This is a genomic window from Pantoea sp. UBA5035, from assembly GCF_002415245.1.
GTDB classification, from domain to species: domain Bacteria; phylum Pseudomonadota; class Gammaproteobacteria; order Enterobacterales; family Enterobacteriaceae; genus Pantoea; species Pantoea septica.
Window position 1 is genome coordinate 1 of the sequence record NZ_DICD01000007.1, and the last position, 26,203, is coordinate 26,203.

Genomic DNA, 26,203 nt, shown 5'->3' on the forward strand with positions numbered 1-26,203 from the left:
TTGAGGCGAGTGAGTTTTGCTGGATGTGTCGGTTAATGCGGGGAGTGCCGGCGGGCGTGGCGGAGGAAGTAGTCGCGTGGCGGCCTTAGCGCGGCGGTCCCACCTGTCCCCATGCCGAAGTCAGAAGTGAAAAGCGGTAGCGTCGATGGTAGTGTGGGGTTTCCCCATGCGAAAGTAGGGAACTGCCAGGCATCGATCTGCGAGAACCCTGACCTCATGGTCAGGGTTTTTTTCGTTTTCAGGCCAGTAAAAACGCGCTAAAAGATCCTCCTTCAGCACGTCGGATCGCCTTACCCTCTGCCTAACCATTTGGCGATAAAGGCAGTAATCTCGTCGGGACGATTGAGATCCAGCAAGGGCACATCTGTGTCAAAGCGGCTATCGCTGGCGACAGCAATAACGTGCTCGTCCAGCAGCGGCAAATCCTCCCCTTTTACGCCGGCGCGCCACAGAATAATTTTCGGTACCGGCTCATCTTTGAATCCTTCCACCAGCACCATATCCAGCAGCCTTGCATCCATACGACTGACCAGATAGCGCAAATCGAGCCTGGCATCCGGCGTCTCGCACATTAGTGCCCAGCGCTGTGAACTGGCGACAATAACCTGATCAGTACCCGCTTTTCGCAGCAGATAACTGTCTTTTCCCGGCGTATCGATCTCCATCTGATGATGGGTATGCTTTATCAAGCCGGGCCGGATGCCCCGCGCTTTCAGCTGTGGGATCACCTGTTGCAAAAGGGTGGTTTTCCCGGTGCCGCTCCAGGCGGCGATAGCCAGTAACGGCAGCGTCATAGCGCGTTATCCTCAAGATCGTCAGGCGTGTTTACATTGCGAAACGCGGCGTCATCCTGGCTTATCGTCACCGCATGGCCGCCCTGTTCGCGTAAAAACTGCATCAGGCGTCGCTCCCCGCGCTGCAGATAATCAGCGAGTGGCTCCGCCAGGCTGCGATGCAACAGCGCCAGGGCAGGATGATCGCGCTCGGCCGAGCGCGCCCACACGGCAGGCGCCTCCGCTTTGCGTCGTCCTAGCTGCTCTACATAATCAACGGGCACGAAGGGCGTGTCACAGGAACAGAAGGCCACCCATTCCGTTTGCGCGGCTTGCAGGCCGCTCAGCATGCCCGCCAGCGGTCCCGGATAGTCAGGCAAGGTATCAGAGATTACCCTACAGCCGCTCGACTGATAACGATCAAGGTTCCGGTTGGCGCTTATCATGACAATGTCGACTTGCGGCCTGAGCCGTTGAAGAACATGCTGATAAAGCGGGATGCCGCGAAACAGCACCAGCCCTTTATCCTGACCGCCCATGCGACGCCCCTGTCCGCCGGCCAGAATAACGCCGGTTAATGCTGTCATGTCGATACTCCTGTTTAAAGGCTTATAACAAAGCTGTGATGAGGACTAATAGATGAAATACCATCGCCTGAATGAATTGCTTGAGCTGCTGCGTCCTGCGTGGCAACAGGAGCCTGACCTTAACCTGACGCAGTTTTTACAAATACTGGGGCAGGAATCGGGTTTCAGTGGCCCATTAAGTGAATTAACCGATGACGTATTGATTTACCATCTGAAAATGCGCAATGCCGATAAGTATGCGGAAATTCCCGGCCGACAAAAAGATTATGAAATGGATTTTAAAACTGCGCTGCTGCGCGCGCGCGGTGTGATTAAGGATGATAACTAATGCTATGCTTGGCGGCTTCGAGTAAAGACTGTAACGGATAATCCTATGGATGCCGCTTTTAATTTCCAGACGCTTGAGCCTGACGCCATCCTCGATGCGCTATGGGAAACCGGACTTCGGGTTGAGTCTGGATTAACCGCGCTTAACAGCTATGAAAACCGCGTCTATCAGTTTAGTGATGAAGACCGTCATCGCTACGTGGTGAAGTTTTATCGGCCGCAGCGCTGGAGCGCGGCGCAGATTGAAGAAGAACATAGCTTCACGCGCGATCTGCAGGCGGATGAGGTGCCGGTTGCCGCGCCTCTGATCCTGCAGGGAAAAACGCTGCATACCCATGCTGGCTTCATGTTTACTGTGTTTCCCAGTCTTGGCGGTCGTCAGTATGAAACCGACAATGATGAGCATCTGGAGTGGGTCGGCCGCTTTCTCGGGCGCATACACCAGACTGGGCGCAAGCAGCGCTTTGAACACCGTCCCACTATGGACCTAGAAGAGTATCTGCATCAGCCGCGCGCCGAACTGGCGAGCAATGCCCTGGTGCCCGCTTCCCTGAAGCCAGCGCTGTTGCAGGCCGTAGATAAGCTTGGCGTCGCCTTACAGCAGCGCTGGCATCACAGCTGGCAGCCGCTGCGTCTCCATGGCGATTGCCATCCGGGCAATATTCTATGGCGCGACGGGCCGTTCTTCGTCGATCTCGACGATGCGCGTAACGGGCCGGCGGTGCAGGATCTCTGGATGCTGATCAACGGCGATCGGCAGGAGCAGCGCATCCAGTGGGATATCTTGCTTGAGGCTTATACTGAGTTCAGCGATTTTGATATTAATGAATTGTCACTGATTGAGCCTTTACGCGCCATGCGCATGGTTTATTATCTGGCCTGGGTTGCGCGCCGCTGGCAGGATCCAGCCTTTCCCCGTGCGTTTCCATGGATGACGGATGAGGATTTCTGGCGCAGACAGATTTCGCAATTTACCGAGCAGGAGAAGCTGTTGCAGGAACCGCCGCTGCAGCTGACCCCGCAATTTTAAATAGAGAAGTCAGGAGAATTTTTCACAATGAAGAAAATTTGGTTTGCACTGGTTGGTTTAGTGCTGGCGTTCAGCGCTTCTGCTGCCCAGTTTACCGATGGTCAGCAATACGTCAGCCTGCCGAAACCCGTTGCTGGCGAACCGCAGGTGCTGGAGTTCTTCTCCTTCTTTTGCCCGCACTGTTATCAGTTCGAGCGTGTTTACCACGTCGGCGAGGCTGTGAGAAAAAACCTGCCCGCTGATACCAAAGTGGTTAAATATCACGTCGACTTTTTGGGCGGCGATTTCGGTCCGGTTGTGACGCATGCATGGGCGGTGGCAATGGCGCTGGGCGTCGAGGATAAAGTCACGGCGCCGCTCTTTGACGGCATTCAGAAAAGCCAGACTATTACCGATGCCGACAGCCTGAAAGCCGCCTTTATTAACGCGGCAGGCATCTCTTCTCAGGAATATGACGCCGCATGGAACAGCTTTGCCGTAAAAGCGCTGGTTGCGCAGCAGCAAAAAGCCGCCGCTGACGTCGATCTGCGCGGCGTGCCGGCGATGTTCGTCAACGGCAAATATATGGTCAATAATGGCGGTCTCGACACCAGCTCCATGGATAACTTTGTCGCGGAATATGCCAACGTGGTGAAATTCCTGGTCAGCCAGAAATAATAAACGCGCATTTCGTCTGAAAACGCCGACCATGTCGGCGTTTTTTTATGATTGAAATTATTTAGCTAAATAGTCCATCTGCATCCTTTCAGATTTAATATCCACATAAGCCACTGCCTGTGCAGAAAGGCACACCCTGTCACAGTAATAACTTAACCTACTGATTTAAATTGTTTTTATAAAAGATGTCGGCATTTTATACCGTTAGCCGTAATACGTTATGATTTTTGCGCACAAAGTTATCCACAGAAAGATCCTTGCGATCCGCACCGTAAAAGCGCGAAAAAATCGCAGCATGGGCGGCCTGCGTTCAACATTCTGCTCAAGCTGTGGCATCCTTATAGTCCAATCCATGGCAACGAAGATTACACAGACTTATGGCGCAAATTGCAGAAAATCCCCTGATTCTGGTTGATGGCTCATCCTACCTTTACCGCGCTTATCATGCGTTTCCGCCGCTCACCAATAGCGCAGGCGAGCCGACCGGCGCGATGTATGGCGTGCTCAACATGTTGAAAAGTCTGCTGGCGCAATACAATCCAAGCCACGTTGCCGTGGTATTTGACGCCAAGGGCAAAACCTTCAGGGATGAGCTGTTCGAGCACTATAAGTCGCACCGCCCGCCGATGCCGGACGATCTGCGCGCGCAAACCGCGCCGTTGCACGAGATGGTGAAGGCGATGGGCCTGCCGCTGCTGGCGGTAAGCGGCGTCGAGGCGGACGACGTGATCGGCACGCTGGCGCTGCAGGCGGAGAAAGAGGGCCGTCCCGTGCTGATCAGCACCGGCGATAAAGATATGGCGCAGCTGGTGACACCCAATATCACCCTGATCAACACCATGACCAATACCATCCTCGGCCCTGAAGAGGTCGAGCAAAAGTATGGCGTGCCGCCAGCGCTGATTATCGACTTTCTGGCGATGATGGGCGACAGTTCGGATAACATTCCAGGCGTGCCGGGCGTCGGCGAAAAAACCGCGCAGGCGCTGCTGCAGGGATTAGGCGGCATGCGGTCGATTTATGAAAATCTGGATAAGGTCGCGGAGCTCTCTTTCCGCGGCGCGAAAACCATGGCGGCCAAGCTGGAGCAAAATCGCGACGTCGCCTTTCTCTCTTATCAGCTGGCCACCATTAAAACCGACGTTGAGCTTGAACTCAGCTGCAGCGAGCTGACGGTCGCCGAGCCGGACGTCGCCGCTCTGCAGGCGTTATTCAGCCGTTACGAATTCAAACGCTGGCTGGCCGATCTGCAGGACGGCAAATGGCTGCAGGGCAAAAAGAGCAATCTGAAAGCGCAGCAGGCGCTGCCGGATGAAGCGCCAGCTAAGCCAGAGGCGACCAGCGTGCTCGCCTCTGACGGGTACGTCACCATTCTCGATCAGGCGACGCTCGACGAATGGCTGGAGAAGCTGCAACAGAGCGATCTGTTTGCTTTTGATCTCGAAACCGACTCGCTTGATACGCTCAGCGCCAACATCGTCGGCATCGCGCTGGCCGTCGCGCCGGGCGAGGCCGCCTATCTGCCTGTAGGCCACGACTATCTTGATGCGCCGGATCAGCTTGATCGCCGCGAGGTGCTGGCGCAGCTTAAGCCGATTCTTGAAGATGACAACGCGCTGAAGGTGGGCCAGAACCTGAAGTACGACCGTGGCGTCCTGAAAAACTACGATATCGAGCTGGGCGGTATTAAGTTCGATACCATGCTGGAGTCCTACATCCTCAACAGCGTGGTGGGCAAACACGACATGGACAGCCTGTCGGCGCGCTGGCTGAATCATAAAACCGTGACTTTCGAAGAGATCGCCGGCAAAGGAAAAAATCAGCTGACGTTCAACCAAATCGCACTGGAGCAGGCAGCGCACTACGCGGCGGAAGATGCCGACGTCACGCTTCAGCTGCACCTGAAAATGTGGGCGGAGCTGGAAAAAGAGGCGGGCCCGAAGCACGTCTTCGAAGAAATCGAAATGCCGCTGGTCACGGTGATCTCGCGCGTCGAGCGTAACGGCGTGTTGATTGATCAGGGCATTCTGGCGCAGCACTCCAAAGAGCTGACGCTCAGGCTGGCGGAGCTGGAGCAGAAGGCGCATGAGCTGGCGGGCGAGCCTTTTAATCTGTCGTCTACCAAACAGCTGCAGACCATCCTGTTTGAAAAACAGGGCATCAAACCGACCAAGAAAACGCCGGGCGGCGCGCCTTCTACCAGCGAAGAGGTGCTCGCGGAGCTGGCGCTCGATTATCCGCTGCCAAAAGTCATCCTGGAGCATCGCGGTCTGTCGAAGCTCAAGTCCACCTACACCGACAAATTGCCACAGATGATCAATCCGCTCACTGGCCGCGTCCATACCTCCTATCACCAGGCGGTAACCGCGACAGGGCGTCTCTCCTCTACCGATCCTAATCTGCAGAATATTCCGGTGCGCAATGACGAGGGCCGCCGCATCCGCCAGGCCTTTATTGCCGGGAAAGGCAACCGCATTGTCGCGGCGGACTACTCGCAAATCGAGCTGCGCATCATGGCGCACCTGTCGCAGGATAAAGGCCTGCTGGACGCCTTTGCGCACGGCGAAGATATCCACCGCGCCACCGCGTCAGAAGTCTTCGGCGTCGCGCTGGATAAGGTGAGCGGCGAACAGCGCCGCAGCGCGAAGGCGATTAACTTCGGCCTGATTTACGGCATGAGCGCGTTTGGCCTGTCGCGTCAGCTCAATATCGGCGCGGGCGAAGCGAAGCGCTATATGGATCTCTACTTTGAACGCTATCCCGGCGTGCTGCGCTATATGGAAAACACGCGCCAGCTGGCGGCCAGCAAAGGCTATGTCGAAACCCTGGACGGACGTCGCCTGTGGCTGCCGGACATCAACTCCAGCAACGCTATTCGCCGTAAAGCGGCTGAACGAGCGGCTATCAACGCGCCAATGCAGGGTACGGCGGCGGATATCATTAAGCGTGCAATGATTGCGGTGGACGACTGGCTGCAACAGCGCAACGACGGCGCCATCAGGATGATCATGCAGGTCCACGATGAACTGGTGTTCGAAGTGCAGGGCGATGAGGTTGAGTCCGCCAGCCAGCAGATCCGCGCGCTAATGGAAGGCAGCATGAAGCTGGACGTGCCGCTGCAGGTTGAGGTCGGCGTCGGCGAAAACTGGGACGAGGCACACTGATTGAGATTGCTCAGGCTGGCGACGACGCTTTGTTGCCAGCCTGCTCAGGATATAAGAAAAAAGTCTGTTTAACCGATTCAGCGCGAGACAAAAGCACGCGGTTTCTAACTGCTTCTCGGTTAAGCATTTTTTTAGTAATTAAACTACAGTCAAAGGCGATTTTTGTGACGAACGCATGAAAAATCATGTCGTTTGATGAAAGCTAACTACAAAAAACCCTTTGTCCGTCAGAAAAAATCAGGTAAAGTTCGAGGCGTAGGGTACAGAGGTAAGATGTTCTATCTTTCAGACCTTTTACTTCACGTAATCGGATTTGGCTGAATATTAGCCGCCCCAGTCATTTTATGACTGGGGCGTTTTTTATTGGGCTTTTGATAAATTCCGCAAGGCTGTGTTACGCCTCAGCGGAATCATCCTGCGCAGGCGCCAGTTCGTTAAACCAGACGTCCAGTTTTTGACGCAGCTTGTCGACGCCCATCTTTTTCAGGGAGGAGAACATCTCCACCTGCACATCGCCCATAAAGGCCAGCGCCGCTTCGCGCACCATATTGAGCTGCGCCTTGCGCGCGCCGGAAGCGAGTTTATCCGCCTTAGTCAGCAGCACCATCACCGGGATCCCGCTCTCTACCGCCCACTGAATCATCTGCTGGTCGAGATCTTTTAACGGATGACGAATATCCATCAATACCACCAGGCCTTTCAGCGCTTCGCGCTTTTGCAGATATTCGCCCAGCGCGCGCTGCCATTTGCGCTTCATCTCTTCCGGCACTTCGGCATAGCCGTAGCCGGGCAAATCCACCAGACGTTTGCCTTCAGTGACCTCAAACAGGTTGATCAGCTGCGTGCGCCCTGGTGTTTTACTGGTGCGCGCCAGGCTTTTTTGATTAGTGAGCGTATTCAGCGCGCTGGATTTACCCGCGTTGGAACGCCCGGCGAAGGCGACCTCAATACCGGTGTCGGCCGGCAGATGGCGGATATCCGGGGCGCTGAGGATGAAATGGGTAACGTGATAATTCAGTGCAGACAAAGTTTAACTCCAGAGACGAATGCGGGCATTGACGCTGATTATACGCGTTATGGCGCAAAAGTGCCCGAGAGCATCGATCGGCCGGCTTTTGTAAGATATCAGCCATAAAAGCTGCCAGCGATTACTGTTTTTACTAAAAAATTTGAAGATTTAAAACCTTTACAATCATGTCTTTAAGGATGATGAGACGTTTAAATGCGCAAAAAAGCCTGATGTCAGGTTGTGGGTTCCGCAGGTTGGTCTACATTATTGGGCAGTGCAGGGCAGCACCCATCAGGATGATGTGCTCAGGAGCGTCGGGACGACCGCGAGCAAAGGAAAGGAGACGGTCAGGGATAACAGGCCGGACAAGGACAGGGATTCGCTCAGGAGTTGGGCAGGCGCGGGATCGACCGGGACGTTGCGAGCCAAAAGGGATTAAAAATATGATTCCTTCTGCGGAAGGTGCGAAATAAGGCGACAGCATAGGCTGTCGCCTTTTTTCTTTGTCCGCTTTCTGCTAGATTTCGCCGCAATTCTGTCCCCTCTGTTGTCAGACGAGCTTGAGAAGAGGATACGTACGTCAAGGTGCGCATCGCCGACAAAAAAGCAGCGTCAGGAGTGAGAGGGTTATACTGATACTGATTAAAAACAGTGAGACCTGACATCATGAAGCAACCTGTACGCGGCGCGCACGCTAAACCGGCAAGTAAAACAAAGCGTAAATCGCGCGAAGAACTTAACGAGGCCGCACGCGATCGCAAGCGTGATAAAAAGCATCGCGGCAACGCATCCGGCAGCCGCGCCAATCCTGTCGCCAGCGCAGGAAAATCTGGCCAGGGCAATAAAGCCAAAGATCCGCGCATCGGCAGTAAAAAACCGATCCCGCTGGTGGCGGATGGCGCAACGGCGAGCGCGCCGGTAAAAGCGGTAAAAAAAGCGCCGAAACCCGCTGCGGAAAAAGTGCGTTTGAGCCCGGAAGAGGAGCTGGCGCAGCTGGAAAACAGCGAGCGTCTCGACGCGCTGCTGGATCGCATGGAAAACGGCGAGACGCTGTCGGCGGAAGAGCAGGCCTGGCTGGATGAAACCCTGGACCGCATCGATGAACTGATGGAGCAGCTCGGCATCGACATGGATGATGAAGCGGAAGATGAACAGGCCGAAGAAGATATGTATCGCCTGCTGAAAGGCAACTGAGTTTTTTGATCGGCATGCGCTCTGGCGCATGCCGCGCCAGACAGGTAAATCGTTATGTTTTGGCCTGGATCAATTTTAGCGCTGCTGCTGTCGTGTTATCTCATCTGGTTATTGGCTAAACTACGCCGCCTGTCGCGTCTGAAGTCACGTTTACGTCGGGTTCAGTCCCGCCCACCTTTCCTCTCTTCTGCATCGCGACCTTCTCTCAGACGTCACCGGAAGGAGTAAGCATGTCTTTGCAACCTGTCTCCTGGGACCAGCGGCTTATTGAAAAATACAATTACGCCGGTCCGCGCTATACCTCATACCCTACTGCGCTTGAATTCAGCGACAGCTACGGCGAGGCGGATTTTCTGCGTGCCGTGGCGCGCTATCCGGAGCGCCCGCTGTCGCTCTACGTTCATATCCCGTTCTGCCATAAGCTCTGCTATTTCTGCGGCTGCAATAAGGTCGTGACGCGCCAGCTGCATAAAGCTGACCGCTATCTGGACGCGCTGGCGCAGGAGATCCGCCAGCGCGCGCCGCTGTTCCGCGACCGGCGCGTCACCCAGCTGCACTGGGGCGGCGGCACGCCGACCTTTCTTAATCACGACCAGCTTTCACGGCTGGTGGCCTTGCTGAGGGATCACTTCAGCCTGGCGGACGATCTGGAGATGTCGATCGAGGTCGATCCGCGCGAAATCGATCCCGATACCATTTCGTACCTGCGCCAGCTCGGCTTTAACCGGCTGAGCATGGGCGTGCAGGATTTCAATAAAGCGGTGCAGGAACGCGTAAATCGCGTTCAGGACGAAGAGGCGATCTTTGCGCTGATGGCGCGTGCGCGCGAGCAGGGCTTTCACTCGACCAGCATCGATCTTATCTACGGCTTGCCGCTGCAAACGCCGGAGAGCTTCGCCTATACCCTGCAGCGCGTGATTGCGCTTAATCCGGACCGCATGAGCGTGTTCAACTACGCACATCTGCCGGCGCTGTTTGCGGCGCAGCGTAAAATCAAAGAGCAGGAGCTGCCGTCTGCGCAGCAGAAGCTGCAAATCCTGCAGCAGACCATCGCGACGCTAACGCAGCAGGGCTATGACTTTATCGGCATGGATCACTTTGCGAAACCGCAGGACGAGCTGGCGCAGGCGCAGCGCGCCGGATTGCTGCATCGCAACTTCCAGGGCTATACCACTCAGGGCGACAGCGATCTGCTGGGGCTTGGCGTGTCCGCCATCAGCATGACTGGCGACAGCTATGCGCAGAACGAGAAAGAGCTGAATCGCTGGTACGATGCGGTAGCAACGCGCGGCGAGGCATTGTGGCGCGGCGTAGCGCTTAGCGCGGACGATTGCCTGCGGCGCGACGTCATCAAGCAGCTGATTTGCAACTTCTCGCTCGATTTCAGCACCATTGAAGCGCAGCACGCGATTCGCTTCTGCGACTATTTCGCCGAGGATTTAGCGCTGTTGCAGCCGCTGATCGACGATGGGCTGGTGGAGCAGCGCGCTGGCGGTTTGCAGGTCACCGGCGCTGGCCGTTTGCTGATCCGCAACATCTGCATGTGCTTTGACGTTTATCTGCGCCAGAAGGCGCGCCAGCAGCAGTTTTCGCGCGTGATTTAAGGCGAAAACGCGCTGGCGCGGAGTTTAGTTAAACAGGTTGACCATGATGGCGCACAGCACGGTCGCGAAGGCAGCCTGCGGCGAGTGGCCGAAGGCGCTGCCGATAACGGCGACATTGTGCGAAATCATGTGAAGAAAGGAATCTAACATCGTTCATCTCCCGATAGCCGCCCGTATGATACTGAACGGCATCGGCATGTAAAGCGGGACAAGGCGACGCGCTGTGTAAAAAATCGCCTTGCCACTCGCTCGTTACTCCATGCCCAGCTCTTTCAGCTTGCGCGTGAGGGTATTACGTCCCCAGCCCAGCAATCTTGCCGCTTCCTGCTTGTGTCCCTGCGTATGACGCAGGGCGGTGGTCAGCAGGGTGCGCTCCATCTCCGGCTGCGCTTCGGAGAGCAAGTTTTGATGACCGGAACGCAGCGCGCGATCGGCCCACTGCGCCAGCAGGGTCGCCCAGCTGTCCGGCAGCGACTGCACCGGACTTTCCGGCATGCTGGACTCGAACAGCTCAGGAGGCAGATCCTGAATCAGCACTTCCTGACCGGCCGCCATCACCGTCAGCCAGCGGCAGGTGTTCTCCAGCTGGCGCACGTTGCCGGACCAGTGCAGACGCGTCAGCGCCGCTTCGGTTTCCGGATGGAGGATTTTCGCCTCGACGCCCAGTTCGCGGGCCGCCACCTGCAGGAAATAGCGCGCCAGGCGAGGAATATCCTCACGGCGCTCGCGCAGCGGCGGCAGATGCACGCGGATCACGTTCAGGCGATGGAACAGATCCTCGCGGAACTTGCCTTCCTGCACCCGCAGCTCAAGATTCTGGTGCGTGGCCGCAATAATGCGCACGTCCACTTTGACCGGCGCATAGCCGCCGACACGGTAAAACTGCCCGTCTGCCAGCACGCGCAGCAGGCGCGTCTGCACGTCGAGCGGCATATCGCCGATCTCATCCAGAAACAGCGTGCCGCCGTCCGCCTGCTCGAAACGGCCCTGACGAATCTGATTCGCGCCGGTAAATGCCCCTTTTTCATGACCGAACAGCTCTGACTCGATCAAATCTTTCGGGATAGCCGCCATATTGAGGGCGATAAAAGGCGCTTTGGCGCGCGGGCTGTGACGATGCAGCGCATGCGCGACCAGCTCTTTCCCGGTTCCCGATTCGCCATTGATCAGCACGCTGATCGACGAGCGCGACAAGCGGCCGATAATGCGGAACACATCCTGCATCGCCGGCGCTTCGCCGATGATATCGGTGGTGGGGCCGCTGACAGGCTGATTGCGCGGCTGCTGTTGCTCCTGATAGTGACTAATGGCGCGCTCGACCAGCGCTACCGCCTCATCAATATCGAAGGGTTTCGGCAGATAGTCGAACGCCCCTTGCTGATAAGCGCTGACGGCGGCGTCGAGGTCGGAGTGCGCCGTCATAATGATGACCGGCAGCATCGGATGACGCTGTTTAATTTGTTTCAGCAGCGCCAGCCCATCCATGCCCGGCATGCGAATATCTGACAGTAAAACGTCTGGGGTTTTGCTTGAGAGCGCGTCCAGCACCTCATTGCCGCTGTCGAAAGTGGCGCAGCTTAACCCGGCTCCAGTAAGCGCGCGTTCAAGCACCCAGCGGATGGAGCTATCGTCATCGACGATCCAGACTATCCCTCGTTGCATAGAAACCTCACTGGCGAATAGGCAGATAAACCGAAAATTCGGTGTGTCCAGGCCAACTGTTGAACTCAATTTTTCCTGAATGCTGATCAATCAGGCTACGGGCGATAGAGAGACCCAGGCCGGTGCCGCCTTCGCGCCCGCTCACCATCGGATAGAACAGCGTATCCTGCAGCTGCGCCGGAATGCCCGGGCCGTCATCCTCAACGTCGATGCGCGCCACCAGACGATAGCGCGTGCCGTGCAGGGTAAGCTGGAAGGCGGTGCGGGTGCGTAAAATAATGGTGCCGCCCTCGTCGCCTAGCGCCTGCAGCGCGTTGCGCACCACGTTCAGCAACACCTGCTCAATCTGATCGGGATCGTGCGGCAGCTCCGGCAGGCTAGGGTCGTAATCGCGCACCAGCGCGACATTCTCCGGCAGCTCCATCGACACCAGATTCACCACCCGTTCCGCCACCTGGTGAATGCTCTGCGTGATATGCATGCCAGGCTGCTGCGGACCGAGCAGACGATCCACCAGATTACGCAGGCGGTCTGCCTGCTCGATAATGACTTTGGTATATTCGTTCAGCGACGGATCGGGCAGCGCGCGCGACAGCAGCTGCGCTGCGCCGCGAAGTCCGCCCAGCGGATTTTTAATTTCGTGTGCGAGTCCTCGCACCAGATCGCGCGCCGCCACCTGCTGCGCATGCTGAAGCTGCTCCTGACTGAGACGGCGTTGGTTATCCATCGGCGCCATCTCCAGCAGAATAAAACCGTCCGGCAGCCGTTGCGCCGTCAGCGCCATCACGTGCGCGCGGCCGTCGACCACCAGCGTCACTTCGCTGTCGGTAAAGCCCTGGCCAGCCTCCAGACTCTCGCGCATCACCTCGATATTCAGCGAAAAGTAGCCGGTCAGATCGGGCAGCGGCGTGCCGAACAATTTGCGTGAGCTTTGCGCCAGTAATTGCTGCGCCGCCGGGTTGGCGTAATGGATAACCAGATCGTCGTCCACCAGCAGAATACTGTTTATCAGGGAGTTGAGAATTTGCCCCGCGTCGGGCAGGGAGCCAGTTGCCATACAGCGTTCCTCTGCACTAATTTAGTGCATTATACTCTTCCGCGCCTGTTTCCAGACGGCTGAACGATGATTTCGCGGCGAAAAAAGCCCATCCGGAGATGGGCTAAAGTTTCCACGGCAACAAAAATCTTCTGCGCCTTGCGCGTCGCCGCTGCGTTAGCAGCCTCGGGATCTATCCTGTTGCCGCCTGGGCGGCAACGCGACCGGTGCAGAATAAAGATTAAACGCTGTAGTAAAGTTCGAACTCGACCGGGTGCGGCGTCATGCGGATACGGTCGTTTTCGACTTTACGCAGTTCGATGTAGGCATCGATGGCGTCGTCGGTGAACACGCCGCCGCGGGTCAGGAACTCGCGATCTTCGTTCAGTGCGTTCAGCGCTTCTTCCAGCGAACCCGCAACTTTTGGAATCTCCGCTTCTTCTTCCGGCGGCAGATCGTACAGGTTCTTGTCCATAGCATCGCCCGGGTGGATCTTATTGATCACGCCGTCCAGGCCAGCCATCAGCAGCGCGGTGAACGCCAGGTACGGGTTAGCGGCCGGATCCGGGAAGCGCGCTTCGATACGGCGTGCTTTCGGGCTGGCGACAACCGGAATACGGATGGAGGCGGAGCGGTTACGGGCAGAGTAAGCCAGCATAACCGGCGCTTCGTAGCCAGGCACCAGACGCTTGTAGGAGTTGGTGGTCGGGTTCGCCAGGGCGTTGATCGCTTTCGCGTGCTTGATGATGCCGCCGATGTAGAACAGAGCAGTTTCAGACAGGCCGCCGTATTTGTCGCCTGCGAACAGGTTTACGCCGCCTTTAGAGAGAGACATATGGCAGTGCATACCTGAACCGTTGTCGCCGAACATCGGCTTCGGCATAAAGGTCGCGGTTTTGCCGTAGGCGTGCGCGACGTTGTGCACCACATATTTGTAGATCTGAATTTCGTCCGCTTTCTTGGTCATGGTGTTGAAGCGGGTCGCCACTTCGTTCTGACCAGCGGTCGCCACTTCGTGGTGGTGCGCTTCAACCACCAGGCCCATCTGCTCCATGGTCAGACACATGGCGGAGCGGATATCCTGCGCGGAGTCGACCGGCGGAACCGGGAAATAGCCGCCTTTCAGGCCCGGACGGTGGCCTTTGTTGCCGCCTTCGTACTCTTTGCCGGTGTTCCAGGCCGCTTCGATATCGTCGATAGCGACGTGCGAACCGGAAGTTGACGAGCCGAAACGGATGTCGTCGAACAGGAAGAACTCCGGCTCCGGTCCAAACAGCACGGTGTCGGCGATGCCGGACGCGCGCAGGTACTCTTCAGCGCGTTTGGCGATAGAGCGCGGGTCGCGATCGTAGCCTTGCATGGTGCCTGGCTCGAGGATGTCACAACGGATGATCAGCGTCGGGTCTTCGAAGAACGGATCCAGAACGGCGGTGGTCGCGTCCGGCATCAGCACCATGTCTGATTCGTTAATGCCTTTCCAGCCGCCGATAGAGGAGCCGTCAAACATTTTGCCTTCTTCGAAGAAGTCAGCGTTAACCTGGTGAGCAGGGATAGTAACGTGCTGTTCTTTACCTTTGGTATCGGTAAAACGCAGGTCAACAAACTTAACTTCGTGCTCGTTCATCATCGAGAGAACGTGTTCAGCGGACATACTCAACTCTCCTGGAAATGGTCATTGTCATCGTGGTGAGTGGCTGCGTCGTCTGAAACCTGAAGTGTCTGACCGCCATTCCCAACCAACCGATCTCGGCAAGCTCTGCAACCGTCGTGCAACTGCTGTTTTCGCTTGCAAGAGATAAAGCGAATTCTGTGCCAACTTTCTTTTTTGCAGCTAAATCCCGCCTGTGCGCACCCTTTTGTTGCCAGCGTGCTGCACCAGACTGGCGAATTTGCACCAAAATTGTGCTTTACCACCTTTTGGCGGCACCAAAATGGTGCGAACCTCCAACTTAGTGCATTAAGTGCACCGCATCCAGCGCAAATTTCCGCCAGTGCAATAAACTTCAGGTGAAAAGTGTGATCGTGTTCAGTATCCCGCTTAATCCGTGTACAATAGCGCGCTATTTCTAATGCCTGAGGCAAAGTTGTGATCGAAAATTTGCGTAACATCGCCATCATCGCGCACGTAGACCATGGTAAGACCACCCTGGTTGATAAGCTGCTGCAACAGTCCGGTACCTTTGACGCGCGTACCGAAGCGACTGAGCGTGTGATGGACTCCAACGATTTGGAGAAAGAGCGTGGAATTACCATCCTCGCTAAAAACACCGCTATCAAATGGAATGACTACCGTATCAACATCGTTGATACCCCAGGACACGCCGACTTTGGCGGTGAGGTAGAGCGCGTCATGTCCATGGTTGATTCGGTGCTGCTGGTTGTGGATGCGATGGATGGCCCTATGCCGCAAACTCGCTTCGTGACCAAAAAAGCCTTTGCCCATGGTTTGAAGCCGATCGTTGTAATCAACAAGATTGACCGTCCGGGCGCGCGTCCTGACTGGGTTGTTGACCAGGTATTCGACCTGTTCGTCAACCTGGACGCTACCGACGAGCAGCTTGATTTCCCGATCATTTACGCGTCTGCGCTGCAGGGCATCGCCGGTCTGGATCACACCGACATGGCTGAAGATATGACCCCGCTGTACCAGGCGATCGTCGAGCATGTTTCTCCGCCGCAGGTGGAAGTTGACGCGCCGCTGCAGATGCAGATCTCGCAGCTGGACTACAACAACTACCTGGGCGTAATCGGCATCGGCCGCATCAAGCGCGGCAAAGTCAAGCCGAACCAGCAGGTGACCGTTGTCGACAGCGAAGGCAAAACGCGCAACGGTAAAGTCGGTAAAGTGCTGGGCCACCTGGGCCTGGAGCGTATCGACACCGATCTGGCGGAAGCGGGCGACATCATCGCGATCACCGGCCTGGGCGAGCTGAACATCTCCGATACCATCTGCGATCCGCAGAATGTAGAGGCGCTGCCGGCGCTGAGCGTCGATGAACCGACCGTGACCATGTTCTTCAACGTCAACACCTCGCCGTTCTGCGGTCAGGAAGGCAAGTATGTGACCTCGCGTCAGATCCTTGAGCGCCTGAACAAAGAGCTGGTGCACAACGTTGCGCTGCGCGTAGAAGAAACTGAAGATGCGGACGCGTTCCGCGTATCGGGCCGTGGCGAACTGCACCTGTCGGTGCTGATCGAAAACATGCGTCGCGAAGGCTTCGAACTGGCGGTTTCCCGTCCGAAAGTTATCTTCCGTGAAATCGACGGCCGTAAACAAGAGCCGTTCGAGAACGTTACGCTGGATATCGAAGAAAACAATCAGGGCGCGGTTATGCAAGCCATGGGCGAGCGTAAAGGCGATCTGAAAAACATGGATCCGGATGGCAAAGGCCGCGTGCGTCTTGACTACGTTATTCCGAGCCGTGGTCTGATCGGCTTCCGTAACGAATTCATGACCATGACTTCAGGTACCGGTCTGCTCTATTCCACCTTCAGCCACTACGACGACATTCGTCCGGGCGAAGTGGGCCAGCGTCAGAACGGCGTGCTGATCTCTAACGGCCAGGGTAAAGCGGTTGCCTTCGCCCTGTTCGGTCTGCAGGATCGCGGCAAGCTGTTCCTGGGCCACGGCGCGGAAGTCTATGAAGGCCAGATTATCGGTATTCACAGCCGTTCCAACGACCTGACCGTTAACTGCCTGACCGGTAAGAAGCTGACCAACATGCGTGCTTCCGGTACGGATGAAGCGACTACGCTGGTGCCGCCGGTGAAGATGACCCTTGAGCAGGCCATCGAATTCATCGATGACGACGAGCTGGTTGAAGTTACGCCGCAGTCGGTCCGTATCCGTAAACGTCACCTGACCGAAAACGACCGCAAACGCGCGTCGCGCGGTCCGAAAGAGTAAGACGTTTCGCTCTGATAAAAAGCCCCGCTCATCGGGGCTTTTTTTATTCCTGCCGCCTTTCTGACGCGCGTTGTCCCGCTGCGACAGCGCCGCCCGCCGCCCACGCGCCTTAAGCCCGCATGCGCCAGCTTCCATAACGGATTTTCTCCTGCCTGTTACCTGTTCAGCCCCTGGTTTTGCCGCTAGAGTGAATGATCCAGGGAACCAGAGGAGTAACGACATGTTGTACATTTTTGATTTAGGCAATGTGATTGTTGATATCGATTTCAATCGCGTGCTGGGCGTCTGGAGTGACCTCGGCCGCGTACCGCTGGCGCTGCTGCAAAGCCGCTTCCAGATGGATGAGGCGTTTGAGCAGCACGAGCGCGGCGAGATCAGCGACGAACATTTCGCCGCGGAGCTGTGCGAGCGGCTCGACATTGCGCTGAGCTACGAGCAGTTCGTGGCGGGCTGGCAGGCGGTATTTATGGGCGCGCGCGCCGATACGCTGGCGCTGATGAACCAGCTCCGCGCCGATGGACATCGCGTGGTGATCCTCTCCAACACCAACAAGCTGCACACCGAATTCTGGCCGACGCAGTATCCGGAAGTGCGCGCTGCAGCGGACGCCATCTATCTGTCGCAGGAGCTGGGAATGCGCAAGCCTGAAGCGCGCATCTTCGAGCACGTGCTGCAGCAAGAGGGCTATCGGGCCGATCAGGCGATCTTCTTTGACGATAACGCGGACAATATCGCAGGCGCGGAGGCGCTGGGCATCAGAAGCGTACTGGTTACCGACAGCAAAACCGTGCCGACCTGGCTGGCAAGCCATCGCTGAATGATGACGTCGCGCCCTTTTATTTCGACCTGCCACGCGCTCTGGCTGTGGCTCAGGCTGCTGTGGAAACGCATCGACGAAGACAACATGACGACGCAGGCCGGCAATCTGGCCTTTGTCTCGCTGCTGGCGCTGGTGCCGCTGATCGCCGTGGTGTTCGCGCTTTTCTCCGCGTTTCCGGTCTTTTCTGAAGTCAGCGTTCAGCTGAAAAATTTCATCTTTGCCAATTTCGTGCCGGCGACCGGCAACGTGGTGGAGCGCTATCTCGATCAGTTCGTGGCCAACGTGCACCGTATGACGGCGCTGGGCGCGATAGGACTGATTGTCACCGCGCTGCTGCTGATGCATTCGGTCGATACCGCGCTCAACACCATCTGGCGCAGCCGTAAGAAGCGTCCGCTGGTTTACTCTTTCGCCGTCTACTGGATGATCCTGACGCTGGGGCCGCTGCTGGCCGGCGCCAGCCTGGCGATCAGCTCCTACCTGCTCTCGCTGCGCTGGATAAGCGCCAGCGGGGTGTACGGCGTTATCGATCAGGTGCTGAGGGTGTTCCCCTTGCTACTCTCCTGGCTCGCGTTCTGGCTGCTTTACAGCATTGTGCCGACGCGCAGCGTGCCGTCGCGCGACGCCTTAATCGGCGCGCTGGTGGCGGGCGCGCTGTTCGAGCTGGGTAAAAAGGGCTTTGCTCTCTATGTTACGATGTTTCCTTCATACCAGCTGATTTATGGCGTGCTGGCGGTTATTCCAATCCTGTTTCTCTGGGTCTACTGGACCTGGTGTATTGTGTTGTTGGGCGCGGAAATTACCGTGACGCTGGGCGATTATCGCCAGCTAAAACAACAGGAAGGCGAAAAAGAACGAGAGGTTGCATGATTGCGTTGATTCAACGAGTACTCAGCGCCAGCGTCAGCGTGGATCGCGTGGTGGTAGGCGAAATCGGTCCTGGCCTGCTGGTACTGTTAGGCGTAGAAAAAGAGGACGATGAGAAGCGCGCCGAGCGGCTGGCGGAAAAAGTGCTGGGCTACCGCATCTTCGGCGACGAGCAGGGAAAGATGAACCTTAACGTCCAGCAGGCGGGCGGCAGCGTGCTGGTGGTGTCGCAGTTTACGCTGGCGGCGGATACGCAAAAAGGCATGCGCCCCTCTTTCTCCGGCGGCGCGGCGCCCGCTGAGGCGAACCGCCTGTATGAATATTTCAGCGACTGCTGTCGTCGCCAGGGCGTAACCACCGCCAACGGACGTTTCGCCGCCGATATGCAGGTCGCGCTGGTCAACGATGGTCCTGTGACCTTCTGGTTGCAGGTGTGAGTCTGGCAGCCGAGCGGCACGGGATCGGCCACGCAAGCTCTGAACGAGAGAACCACTTTATGTATCATCTTCGGGTACCGCAAACTGCGGAAGAGCTGGATATGTACTACCAGTTCCGCTGGGAAATGCTACGCAAGCCGCTGCGCCAGCCGCAGGGCTCGGAGCGGGACGGCTGGGACGCGCTGGCGCATCATCAGATGGTGGTGGACGAGCACGGCCAGCCGGTGGCCGCCGGACGTCTCTATATCAATGCCGACAACGAAGCGTCGATTCGCTTCCTCGCCGTGCATCCGTCGGTGCAGGGGAAAGGGCTGGGCACGCTGGTGGCGATGACGCTGGAATCGGTCGCGCGGCAGGAAGGCGTTAAGCGCGTGACCTGCGCCGCGCGCGAAGACGCGGTCGAGTTCTTCGCCAAGCTGGGCTACCTCAATCAGGGAGAGATCACCGCGCCGCAAACCACGCCGGTGCGCCACTTCCTGATGATTAAACCGGTGGTGACGCTGGACGATATTCTGCATCGCGCCGACTGGTGCGGTCAGCTGCAGCAGGCCTGGTACGACAATATTCCGCTCAGCGAGAAGATGGGCGTGCGTATTTTGCAGTTCACCGGGCAGAAATTTATCACCACCATGCCGGAAACCGGCAACCAGAACCCGCACCACACGCTGTTTGCCGGCAGCCTCTTCTCGCTGGCGACCCTGACCGGCTGGGGGTTAATCTGGCTGCTGCTGCGCGAGCGCCATCTTGGCGGCACCATCATCCTGGCGGACGCCCATATTCGCTACAGCAAGCCGATCGCCGGACGTCCCGGCGCGATTGCCGATATCGGCTCGATGAGCGGCGATCTGGATCGCCTGGCGCGCGGTCGCAAAGCGCGCGTGCGCCTTGAAGTCGAGCTGTACGGCAATGAGGAGCCGGGCGCGGTGTTTGAAGGGGTCTATATCGTGCTGCCCGCCGATCCCGACGAGCCGTTAGAAGAGGGCGGTTCCGGCGCGCGCATCAACTAAAGCATCAGGGCCGATAATGCGGCCCTGATGCTCTCTTTATCTCACTTCGCCCGCCTGCATCTGCTGCTGAACCTGCTGCGTATCGGTGCGCAGCGAGAGCGAGCCGTTGGCCGAGGATTTCAGCGGCGCGTTAGCCTTGAGCGAGGCGTTGAGCTCAAGCTGGAAATTGCTCGGGCCGCTCGCCGGCAGCGCAGGCCAGCCCCAGTTTTGCAGCATCCCTGCGGGCACCGCCTGGCCTTTCAGCGTCAGCGTCACCGGCCGATCCGGCTGCTGGCCGACGCTGGCCGATCCTTCCAGCAGTCCATTGCCGCTAAAGGCGCTCATCTCCGTGACCTGAATCTGCCGCTCGTCGGCGATAAGCGACAGTGACGGATGGCGCAGATCGACGCGGTTAAAGGTCGCTTCGGCGGCGTTGAGACTCAGCTTGCCTGACCAGATCCCCCACTGATGCTGACGCGCCAGCAGCAGGTTTTCGCCGCTGCCCTCCAGCGAGGTCATCTGAAACGGAAACGCCGGATTGATATCGATGATCAGGTTGCGATTAGAGGTGAAACGTCGCACCTCCAGCGAATCAAGCCAGGTCGGCAGCGCCGCCTGCCAGCGATCGCGCCAGGCTTCCGGCAGCGTGTATTCCAGTCCGGCGACCGCCAGATTATTCAGCGTCAGACGCTTGTCGCTGCGGCTCCAGCTGCCGTCGGCGCGGATCACGCCGTTGGCCCAGCGCGAGCTGAACTGGGTCAGCGCGATGCCCTGCGGCGACAGGTCGAGATTGAGGATCGGATCGTTAAGCTCGAAGCGTCCGTTGATAAAGTTGCTGGCGTTCAGCGAGAGCGAACCGTCGTCGCTGCGCCAGTCGTCGCCTTGCCAGGTCAGGTTTTTCAGCGTCAGGTCGAGATCGGTGACCGCCCAGTCCGGGCCCTGAAGGCGCGCGTCGGTCATATCCAGACGATTAATGGTGACGGAAGGCAGCGCCTGAATCGGCCGCAGAAAGTCCGCCAGGCTCTGAGCGGTTTGCAGGCGAATATCGTTGAGGCGAAGCTGGCGGATCAGCCAGTTGCCCTGCGCGTCGCGCTCGGCGCTGCCGGTCATCGAACCGCGCGCCAGATCGGCGCCGACGTTGCTGAACAACATGCGGCCCTGCGATACGCTGCCCTGAATCAGGACGTTAGCGCCTGACACCTTGTTCAGCGTCAGGTCGCCGGCGCTCATCTGAAACTGCGCGTCGCTGCCCAGCATGCTCTTCGTCGTGGGTCTCCACGGCATAACGCCGCCGTTTACCTGCTGAGCCGCAAGCGGCAGCGGCGTGTCTGGACTGTCGATGCGCATATTGTTCAGCTGCAGGCGTCCCGCCTGGAAAGGCAGGGCGTCGCCAGGCGTCAGGTTCGCCAGATTCACCACGCCGTCGCGCAGCTCGATGCTGCCGAAGTTCAGCGGATCGCTGAACTGCAGCAGTGCGAGTCCGAGATCGACGCGCTTCGCTACAACAGCGGCCGGCTGGCCGTCATGACCAAAGGTGAAGTTGTCGAGAATGATGTGCGAAGGCGAGGAGAAGTTGTGCTCTATCTTGCTGAGGGAGAGATGCCAGGCCGTTTTATCGCTCACGTAGCGGCTGAACCAGCCTGCGCCCCATTGCGTCTGCAGCAGAACGTAGATCACCACCAGGCTCAGCACCAGCAGCAACAGTACCGTAAGAAAAAATTTTCCAAGAAATTTCATTGTATCCATCCCGCCATCTTTCCGGTCAGTGCTTGTTATGCCTGAATTACCGTTGTAGCTCAACAGCCTGGATGTAAATACGAATAAATAGAGGAGGCGGGCCGCAGCCCGCCGGAGAGGTTACTTTTCCTGCGGGAAGATCAGGTTCAGCACGATGGCGGTGATCCCGCCGGCGGCGATGCCGGAGGAGAGCAGGGTCTTCAGCCAGTCTGGCGCGAACTGCAGGATCAGCGGCTGCTGCGAGACGCCCAGCCCGACCGCCAGCGACAGGGCGATAATCATAATCGCGCGGCGGTTGAGCGGCTCGCGCGACACGATGCGCACGCCGGAGGCGGCGATGGTGCCGAACATGACGATGGTCGCGCCGCCCAGCACCGGTTCCGGAATATGCTGTACAAAACCGCTCACTGCCGGAAACAGACCCAGCACGATCAGCATTAGCGCCACGACAAAGCCGACGTAGCGGCTGGCGACGCCGGTAAGCTGGATAACGCCATTGTTCTGGCCGAAGCAGGAGTTGGGAAAGGTATTGAACAGCGCGGAGACAAAGGAGTTCAGCCCATTCGCCAGCACGCCGCCTTTCAGACGCTGCATATAGAGCGGACCGCTCACCGGCTGCTCTGAAACGTCCGAGGTCGCGGTAATATCGCCGATCGTCTCCAGCGAGGTGACCATAAACACCAGCATCAGCGGGACCAGCAGGTTCCAGTCAAAGCCCAGCCCGTAGTAGAGCGGTGTCGGCACCGCGACCAGCGGCTGGCTGGCCGGCGCGGCGGTTTGCGGCAGCATATCCATCAGCCAGGCGGCGAGATAGCCGATCGCCATGGCGATAACCAGCGACGCGACGCGCAAATAAGGATTACGCTGACGGTTGAGCACGATGATCACCGCCAGCACCACGCCCGCCAGCAGCAGGTTTTTCGGCGCGCCGAAGCTGTGATCGTTCATCGCGGCAAAGCCGCCGCCAATAGAGGTCAGACCGACCTGAATCAGCGACAGGCCGATAATCATCACCACGATGCCGGAGACCAGCGGGGTGATAATGCGGCGCGCCAGGTGCAGAACGCGCGACAGCACCATTTCGGTACAGGAGGCCACCATCAGCGTGCCGAACAGCGCCGCCATCATGGTTGGCACGTCGGCGCCGCCGTTTTTCAGCGCCATTCCGCCCATAATCAGCGGCGTCACAAAGTTGAAGCTGGTGCCCTGAATCGACAGCAGGCCCGAGCCGACCGGGCCCCAGGTTTTAATCTGCAGCACCGAGGCGACGCCGGAGGCGAACAGCGACATGCTGATAATGTGCTGCGTATCCTGCGCAGGCAGGCCCAGCGCCTGACAAATCAGCAGCGCGGGCGTGATGACCGCCACAAACATCGCCAGCAGATGCTGACCGGCGGCAAACAGCGTTTGCGGCAGCGGCGGACGATCTTCAAGACGGTAAATCAGTTCGCTCTGGCGCGGCGTCGTCAATTTTTGGAGTGTGGCGTCTGGCTGATTAACGGACATAAAGTGGCTTCCCAATCTGTGAAGAGGGGGATTTTAAACCGCTGATGGCTGAAAGCAATCGTTTGCCAGTCTTTATCTTGCGCGAACGCAGGCGCATGCGCAGTCAGATCAAAACAGAGAGGGAATTAGACGTTGGTATAGCGCGTAGTTTCCGGCAGCCAGCGCTCGATCAGCGCTTTCGCCTGTTCAGGATAGTGCTGGTGGATATGGCGCGCCACGCGCTGTACTTCCGGCACCATCGCCTGATCGCGCAGCAGATCCGCTACCTTAAACTCGGCGTTGCCAGTCTGGCGCGTGCCCAGCAGCTCGCCTGGACCACGAATCTCCAGATCGTGCTGGGCGATGACGAAGCCGTCATTACTGTCGCGCAGCACCTGCAAACGACGCTGCGCGGTTTTGCTCAGAGGCGCTTTGTAGAGCAGCACGCAGTGCGACGCCACCGCGCCGCGCCCGACGCGTCCGCGCAGCTGATGCAGCTGCGCCAGTCCCAGGCGTTCCGGGTTTTCGATAATCATCAGGCTGGCGTTAGGCACGTCGACCCCGACTTCAATCACCGTGGTCGCCACCAGCAGCTGCATCTCGTTGGCCTTGAAGGCCGCCATTACCGCCTGCTTCTCCGCGGGCTTCATGCGGCCGTGCACCAGACCGATATTCAGGTCGGGCAACGCGACTTTCAGGGCTTCCCAGCTCGCTTCCGCCGCCTGCGCCTCCAGCAAATCGGACTCCTCGATCAGCGTGCAGACCCAGTAAGCCTGACGGCCGTCCTGACAGGCATGCCGCACGCGAGCGATGATGTCGTCGCGCCGGCTGTCGGGGATGGCGACAGTGGTAACCGGCGTACGGCCTGGCGGCAGCTCGTCAATGGTCGAGGTATCGAGATCGGCGTAGGCGGTCATCGCCAGCGTGCGCGGAATCGGCGTCGCGGTCATGATCAGCTGATGCGGATGGAAGCCCTGCTCTTCGCCTTTCTCCCACAGCGCCAGCCGCTGATGGACGCCGAAACGATGCTGCTCGTCGATAATCACCAGCGCCAGCCCGTTGAACTGCACCTGCTCCTGGAACAGCGCATGCGTGCCGACCACCATCGCCACCTGTCCGCTGGCGATTGCCTCCTGCTGCGCCTGTCGCGCTTTGCCTTTCTGCTTGCCGGCCAGCCAGCCGACTTCGATGCCCAGCGGCGCGAACCAGCTGCGGAAGTTGTTCGCGTGCTGCTCTGCCAGCAGCTCGGTGGGCGCCATCAGCGCCACCTGCTTGCCGTGCGCGATCACGTCGAGCGCCGCCAGCGCCGCGACCAGGGTTTTACCGGATCCGACGTCGCCCTGCACCAGGCGCATCATCGGGAAATCTTTGGCCAGATCGCGCTCAATCTCCTGCACCACGCGTTTTTGCGCGTTGGTCGGGGAGAAGGGCAGCGCCGCCAGCAATTTGTCGCTCAGCGTATGGCGCGGCGCCATCGGCAGCGCGTAATAGCGCTGCGCGCCGGCGCGTACCGCCAGCATGCTGAGGTTATGCGCCAGCAGCTCTTCAAGGATCAGACGACGCTGCGCCGGATGGCGGCCGTGCTCCAGCTCGCTCAGGCGCAGGTCCGGCGGCGGGCGATGCAGCGTGCGCAGCGCCTCCGGCAGGCTAATTAATCCCTGCGCCAGCTCCTGCGGCAGCAGTTCGGCGATCGGCACGCTCTCCAGCAGCGTCAGCGCCTGATCGGTCAGGCTGCGCAGCGTAGCCTGACGAATGCCTTCGGTGGTGGGATAGACCGGCGTCAGGGTCTCTTCCAGCGTAACCGGGCTCTGCTCGCCCTGAACGCGATACTCGGGATGAATAATCTCCGCGCCGCGCTGGCCGCGCTTGATCTCGCCATAGGCGGTCACGCGACGACCCGGCGCCAGGCTGTTCTTCATCCCGGCATTGAAGTTGAAGAAACGCATGGTGAGCACGCCGCTGCCGTCGCTGATCTGACACACCAGCATGCGGCGTCGGCCAAAGGAGATATCGGACTGTAACACCTCGCCCTCTACCGTGGCCCAGATGCCGGGCAGCAGATCGTTAATGGCGTAGAGCTGAGTGCGGTCTTCGTAGCGTAGCGGGAGATGAAGCAGCAGATCCTGAATGGTATGCAGGCCGAGCTTAGCCAGCTTCGCCGCCTGACTGGCGCCGACGCCGGTCAGGGTACTGAGCGGAATGGCATCCAGCAGGCGGCCTTTCATTTCTTTTTCCCCGTGGCCTGCATGCTGGCCCACCAGTCGGCGTCAGCTTCCACTTCGCCCTGGGCGTTGATATGCGGATAGGGCAGACCTTTCTGCTTCGCCACGCGCGCCAGCACCGGATAGCCGCCTTCGAACAGCAGGCGCTGCTGCTCCTCTTCGTCCAGCAGGCTGTGCCGACGCTGATAGAGTCCGGCGTTCTGCCGCTGGCGCTGCGCTTCATAGAGGATCAGCGCGGAGGCCACGGAAACGTTCAGCGACTGCACCATGCCCACCATGGGAATAATGATGTCGCAATCGGCCAGCGCCAGCGCCTCGGCGGTAATGCCGGTTTTTTCCTGACCCATCAGAATGCAGGTCGGGCGGGTGTAATCTATTTCGCGAAAATCGACCGCTCTGGCCGACAGGTTGGTCGCCAGCACCTGCATGCCGCGATCTTTCAGGTGGGTAACCGCCTGGGCGATATTGCGATGGGTTTTGACCTTCAACCAGCTGTTGCTGCCGGCGGAAGCGGAGACCATGGTGCGCATCCGTTCGCTGGGCCAGACGGCGTGCACTTCGTGAATGCCCACCGCATCCGCCGTGCGGATCACCGCCGATACGTTGTGCGGTTTATGCACCTGTTCCATACAGACGGTGAGGTCGTGCTGGCGAAGCGCCAGCATCTCCTGAATACGAGCGAAGCGTTGGGCGTTCATG

General features: G+C 58.4%; 22 protein-coding genes and 1 rRNA gene. 12 read left to right on the forward strand and 11 right to left on the reverse strand.

Translation table 11 applies throughout. The annotated features are described in order from the left end of the window. Positions 1-75 precede the first annotated feature (75 nt). Positions 76-191: ribosomal RNA gene (rrf, locus tag B3229_RS04190) — 5S ribosomal RNA — on the forward strand. Between the two features lie 99 nt (positions 192-290). Here rrf and mobB read toward each other — a convergent pair. Together mobB and mobA are read right to left on the reverse strand one after the other, a co-directional pair. Next, entirely contained in the window at positions 291-794 is a 504-nt protein-coding gene (mobB, locus tag B3229_RS04195) for a molybdopterin-guanine dinucleotide biosynthesis protein MobB (RefSeq protein ID WP_286868915.1), read from the reverse strand. After that, positions 791-1,360 (reverse strand): molybdenum cofactor guanylyltransferase MobA, encoded by a 570-nt coding sequence (gene mobA / locus B3229_RS04200; protein WP_048782810.1) that lies wholly within the window; start codon positions 1,358-1,360, stop codon positions 791-793. The genes mobB and mobA overlap by 4 nt, the downstream gene beginning before the upstream one ends. A gap of 52 nt (positions 1,361-1,412) precedes the next feature. On the opposite strand from mobA, the gene B3229_RS04205 reads away from it, so the two are divergent. The 4 genes from B3229_RS04205 to polA all read left to right on the forward strand — a co-directional run bounded on the left by B3229_RS04205 (position 1,413) and on the right by polA (position 6,538). Next, a complete protein-coding gene (locus tag B3229_RS04205) occupies positions 1,413-1,688 on the forward strand; it encodes a YihD family protein (protein WP_048782812.1) in 276 nt (91 codons plus the stop codon). Positions 1,689-1,733: 45 nt separating this feature from the next. Continuing rightward, positions 1,734-2,717 carry a serine/threonine protein kinase gene (locus B3229_RS04210; RefSeq protein WP_286868918.1) on the forward strand — a complete coding sequence of 328 codons (984 nt, stop codon included), beginning with the start codon at positions 1,734-1,736 and terminating at the stop codon, positions 2,715-2,717. Between the two features lie 27 nt (positions 2,718-2,744). Then, positions 2,745-3,374, forward strand: coding sequence for a thiol:disulfide interchange protein DsbA (gene dsbA, locus B3229_RS04215; RefSeq protein WP_048782817.1), 630 nt, complete (start codon positions 2,745-2,747; stop codon positions 3,372-3,374). A 377-nt stretch (positions 3,375-3,751) separates the two neighbouring features. Then, positions 3,752-6,538, forward strand: coding sequence for a DNA polymerase I (polA, locus tag B3229_RS04220; RefSeq protein ID WP_033754223.1), 2,787 nt, complete (start codon positions 3,752-3,754; stop codon positions 6,536-6,538). A 394-nt stretch (positions 6,539-6,932) separates the two neighbouring features. Here the strand turns inward: polA and yihA are convergent, their stop codons facing one another. Beyond that, positions 6,933-7,565 (reverse strand): ribosome biogenesis GTP-binding protein YihA/YsxC, encoded by a 633-nt coding sequence (gene yihA, locus B3229_RS04225; protein WP_033754226.1) that lies wholly within the window; start codon positions 7,563-7,565, stop codon positions 6,933-6,935. Positions 7,566-8,213: 648 nt separating this feature from the next. On the opposite strand from yihA, the gene yihI reads away from it, so the two are divergent. Beyond that, positions 8,214-8,741: a Der GTPase-activating protein YihI gene (yihI, locus tag B3229_RS04230; RefSeq protein ID WP_286868925.1), complete on the forward strand. Its 528-nt coding sequence runs from the start codon at positions 8,214-8,216 to the stop codon at positions 8,739-8,741. A gap of 230 nt (positions 8,742-8,971) precedes the next feature. Further along, positions 8,972-10,345, forward strand: a complete 1,374-nt coding sequence (gene hemN / locus B3229_RS04235) for an oxygen-independent coproporphyrinogen III oxidase (protein ID WP_286868928.1) — start codon at positions 8,972-8,974, stop codon at positions 10,343-10,345. 24 nt (positions 10,346-10,369) lie between these two features. Here hemN and B3229_RS04240 read toward each other — a convergent pair whose 3' ends face one another. From B3229_RS04240 to glnA, 4 genes are all read right to left on the reverse strand, one after another. Next, entirely contained in the window at positions 10,370-10,495 is a 126-nt protein-coding gene (locus B3229_RS04240) for a YshB family small membrane protein (RefSeq protein ID WP_147632217.1), read from the reverse strand. 102 nt (positions 10,496-10,597) lie between these two features. Continuing rightward, positions 10,598-12,007 carry a nitrogen regulation protein NR(I) gene (gene glnG / locus B3229_RS04245; protein WP_286868934.1) on the reverse strand — a complete coding sequence of 470 codons (1,410 nt, stop codon included), beginning with the start codon at positions 12,005-12,007 and terminating at the stop codon, positions 10,598-10,600. A gap of 7 nt (positions 12,008-12,014) precedes the next feature. Then, complete coding sequence (gene glnL / locus B3229_RS04250) at positions 12,015-13,064, reverse strand: nitrogen regulation protein NR(II) (RefSeq protein WP_033754238.1); 1,050 nt, start codon at positions 13,062-13,064, stop codon at positions 12,015-12,017. A gap of 220 nt (positions 13,065-13,284) precedes the next feature. Further along, positions 13,285-14,694, reverse strand: coding sequence for a glutamate--ammonia ligase (gene glnA / locus B3229_RS04255; protein ID WP_033754241.1), 1,410 nt, complete (start codon positions 14,692-14,694; stop codon positions 13,285-13,287). 435 nt (positions 14,695-15,129) lie between these two features. Between glnA and typA the strand changes: the two genes are divergently transcribed. The 5 genes from typA (at position 15,130) to fabY (ending at position 20,081) form a co-directional block, all read left to right on the forward strand. Further along, positions 15,130-16,950 (forward strand): ribosome-dependent GTPase TypA, encoded by a 1,821-nt coding sequence (gene typA / locus B3229_RS04260; RefSeq protein WP_033754244.1) that lies wholly within the window; start codon positions 15,130-15,132, stop codon positions 16,948-16,950. A 220-nt stretch (positions 16,951-17,170) separates the two neighbouring features. After that, a complete protein-coding gene (gene yihX, locus B3229_RS04265; RefSeq protein ID WP_033754247.1) occupies positions 17,171-17,767 on the forward strand; it encodes a glucose-1-phosphatase in 597 nt (198 codons plus the stop codon). A gap of 3 nt (positions 17,768-17,770) precedes the next feature. Beyond that, on the forward strand, positions 17,771-18,640 hold the full coding sequence (locus B3229_RS04270) for a virulence factor BrkB family protein (RefSeq protein ID WP_096073853.1): 870 nt from the start codon (positions 17,771-17,773) through the stop codon (positions 18,638-18,640). Then, entirely contained in the window at positions 18,637-19,074 is a 438-nt protein-coding gene (gene dtd / locus B3229_RS04275; RefSeq protein WP_286868938.1) for a D-aminoacyl-tRNA deacylase, read from the forward strand. The genes B3229_RS04270 and dtd overlap by 4 nt, the downstream gene beginning before the upstream one ends. Positions 19,075-19,133: 59 nt before the next feature. After that, positions 19,134-20,081: a fatty acid biosynthesis protein FabY gene (fabY, locus tag B3229_RS04280; RefSeq protein WP_033754253.1), complete on the forward strand. Its 948-nt coding sequence runs from the start codon at positions 19,134-19,136 to the stop codon at positions 20,079-20,081. A gap of 36 nt (positions 20,082-20,117) precedes the next feature. Here fabY and B3229_RS04285 read toward each other — a convergent pair whose 3' ends face one another. The 4 genes from B3229_RS04285 to trmH form a co-directional block, all read right to left on the reverse strand. After that, positions 20,118-21,797: an AsmA family protein gene (locus B3229_RS04285; protein ID WP_286868942.1), complete on the reverse strand. Its 1,680-nt coding sequence runs from the start codon at positions 21,795-21,797 to the stop codon at positions 20,118-20,120. Between the two features lie 120 nt (positions 21,798-21,917). Beyond that, the gene (locus B3229_RS04290; RefSeq protein ID WP_286868944.1) at positions 21,918-23,303 is read right to left on the reverse strand and encodes a nucleobase:cation symporter-2 family protein; all 1,386 of its coding nucleotides are present in this window, start codon (positions 23,301-23,303) and stop codon (positions 21,918-21,920) included. 125 nt (positions 23,304-23,428) lie between these two features. Continuing rightward, positions 23,429-25,507 (reverse strand): ATP-dependent DNA helicase RecG, encoded by a 2,079-nt coding sequence (recG, locus tag B3229_RS04295; RefSeq protein ID WP_286868946.1) that lies wholly within the window; start codon positions 25,505-25,507, stop codon positions 23,429-23,431. Beyond that, the gene (trmH, locus tag B3229_RS04300; protein ID WP_286868948.1) at positions 25,504-26,202 is read right to left on the reverse strand and encodes a tRNA (guanosine(18)-2'-O)-methyltransferase TrmH; all 699 of its coding nucleotides are present in this window, start codon (positions 26,200-26,202) and stop codon (positions 25,504-25,506) included. The genes recG and trmH overlap by 4 nt, the downstream gene beginning before the upstream one ends. Between the last annotated feature and the right edge of the window lies 1 nt (position 26,203).

Excerpts from the sequence above, each read along its gene's own strand:
- mobB (WP_286868915.1), bottom strand. The coding sequence starts at position 794 with ATGACGCTGCCGTTACTGGCTATCGCCGCCTGGAGCGGCACCGGGAAA.
- mobA (WP_048782810.1), bottom strand. The coding sequence starts at position 1,360 with ATGACAGCATTAACCGGCGTTATTCTGGCCGGCGGACAGGGGCGTCGC.
- B3229_RS04205 (WP_048782812.1), top strand. The coding sequence starts at position 1,413 with ATGAAATACCATCGCCTGAATGAATTGCTTGAGCTGCTGCGTCCTGCG.
- B3229_RS04210 (WP_286868918.1), top strand. The coding sequence starts at position 1,734 with ATGGATGCCGCTTTTAATTTCCAGACGCTTGAGCCTGACGCCATCCTC.
- dsbA (WP_048782817.1), top strand. The coding sequence starts at position 2,745 with ATGAAGAAAATTTGGTTTGCACTGGTTGGTTTAGTGCTGGCGTTCAGC.
- polA (WP_033754223.1), top strand. The coding sequence starts at position 3,752 with ATGGCGCAAATTGCAGAAAATCCCCTGATTCTGGTTGATGGCTCATCC.
- yihI (WP_286868925.1), top strand. The coding sequence starts at position 8,214 with ATGAAGCAACCTGTACGCGGCGCGCACGCTAAACCGGCAAGTAAAACA.
- hemN (WP_286868928.1), top strand. The coding sequence starts at position 8,972 with ATGTCTTTGCAACCTGTCTCCTGGGACCAGCGGCTTATTGAAAAATAC.
- B3229_RS04240 (WP_147632217.1), bottom strand. The coding sequence starts at position 10,495 with ATGTTAGATTCCTTTCTTCACATGATTTCGCACAATGTCGCCGTTATC.
- glnG (WP_286868934.1), bottom strand. The coding sequence starts at position 12,007 with ATGCAACGAGGGATAGTCTGGATCGTCGATGACGATAGCTCCATCCGC.
- glnL (WP_033754238.1), bottom strand. The coding sequence starts at position 13,064 with ATGGCAACTGGCTCCCTGCCCGACGCGGGGCAAATTCTCAACTCCCTG.
- glnA (WP_033754241.1), bottom strand. The coding sequence starts at position 14,694 with ATGTCCGCTGAACACGTTCTCTCGATGATGAACGAGCACGAAGTTAAG.
- yihX (WP_033754247.1), top strand. The coding sequence starts at position 17,171 with ATGTTGTACATTTTTGATTTAGGCAATGTGATTGTTGATATCGATTTC.
- B3229_RS04270 (WP_096073853.1), top strand. The coding sequence starts at position 17,771 with ATGACGTCGCGCCCTTTTATTTCGACCTGCCACGCGCTCTGGCTGTGG.
- dtd (WP_286868938.1), top strand. The coding sequence starts at position 18,637 with ATGATTGCGTTGATTCAACGAGTACTCAGCGCCAGCGTCAGCGTGGAT.
- fabY (WP_033754253.1), top strand. The coding sequence starts at position 19,134 with ATGTATCATCTTCGGGTACCGCAAACTGCGGAAGAGCTGGATATGTAC.
- B3229_RS04285 (WP_286868942.1), bottom strand. The coding sequence starts at position 21,797 with ATGAAATTTCTTGGAAAATTTTTTCTTACGGTACTGTTGCTGCTGGTG.
- B3229_RS04290 (WP_286868944.1), bottom strand. The coding sequence starts at position 23,303 with ATGTCCGTTAATCAGCCAGACGCCACACTCCAAAAATTGACGACGCCG.
- recG (WP_286868946.1), bottom strand. The coding sequence starts at position 25,507 with ATGAAAGGCCGCCTGCTGGATGCCATTCCGCTCAGTACCCTGACCGGC.
- trmH (WP_286868948.1), bottom strand. The coding sequence starts at position 26,202 with ATGAACGCCCAACGCTTCGCTCGTATTCAGGAGATGCTGGCGCTTCGC.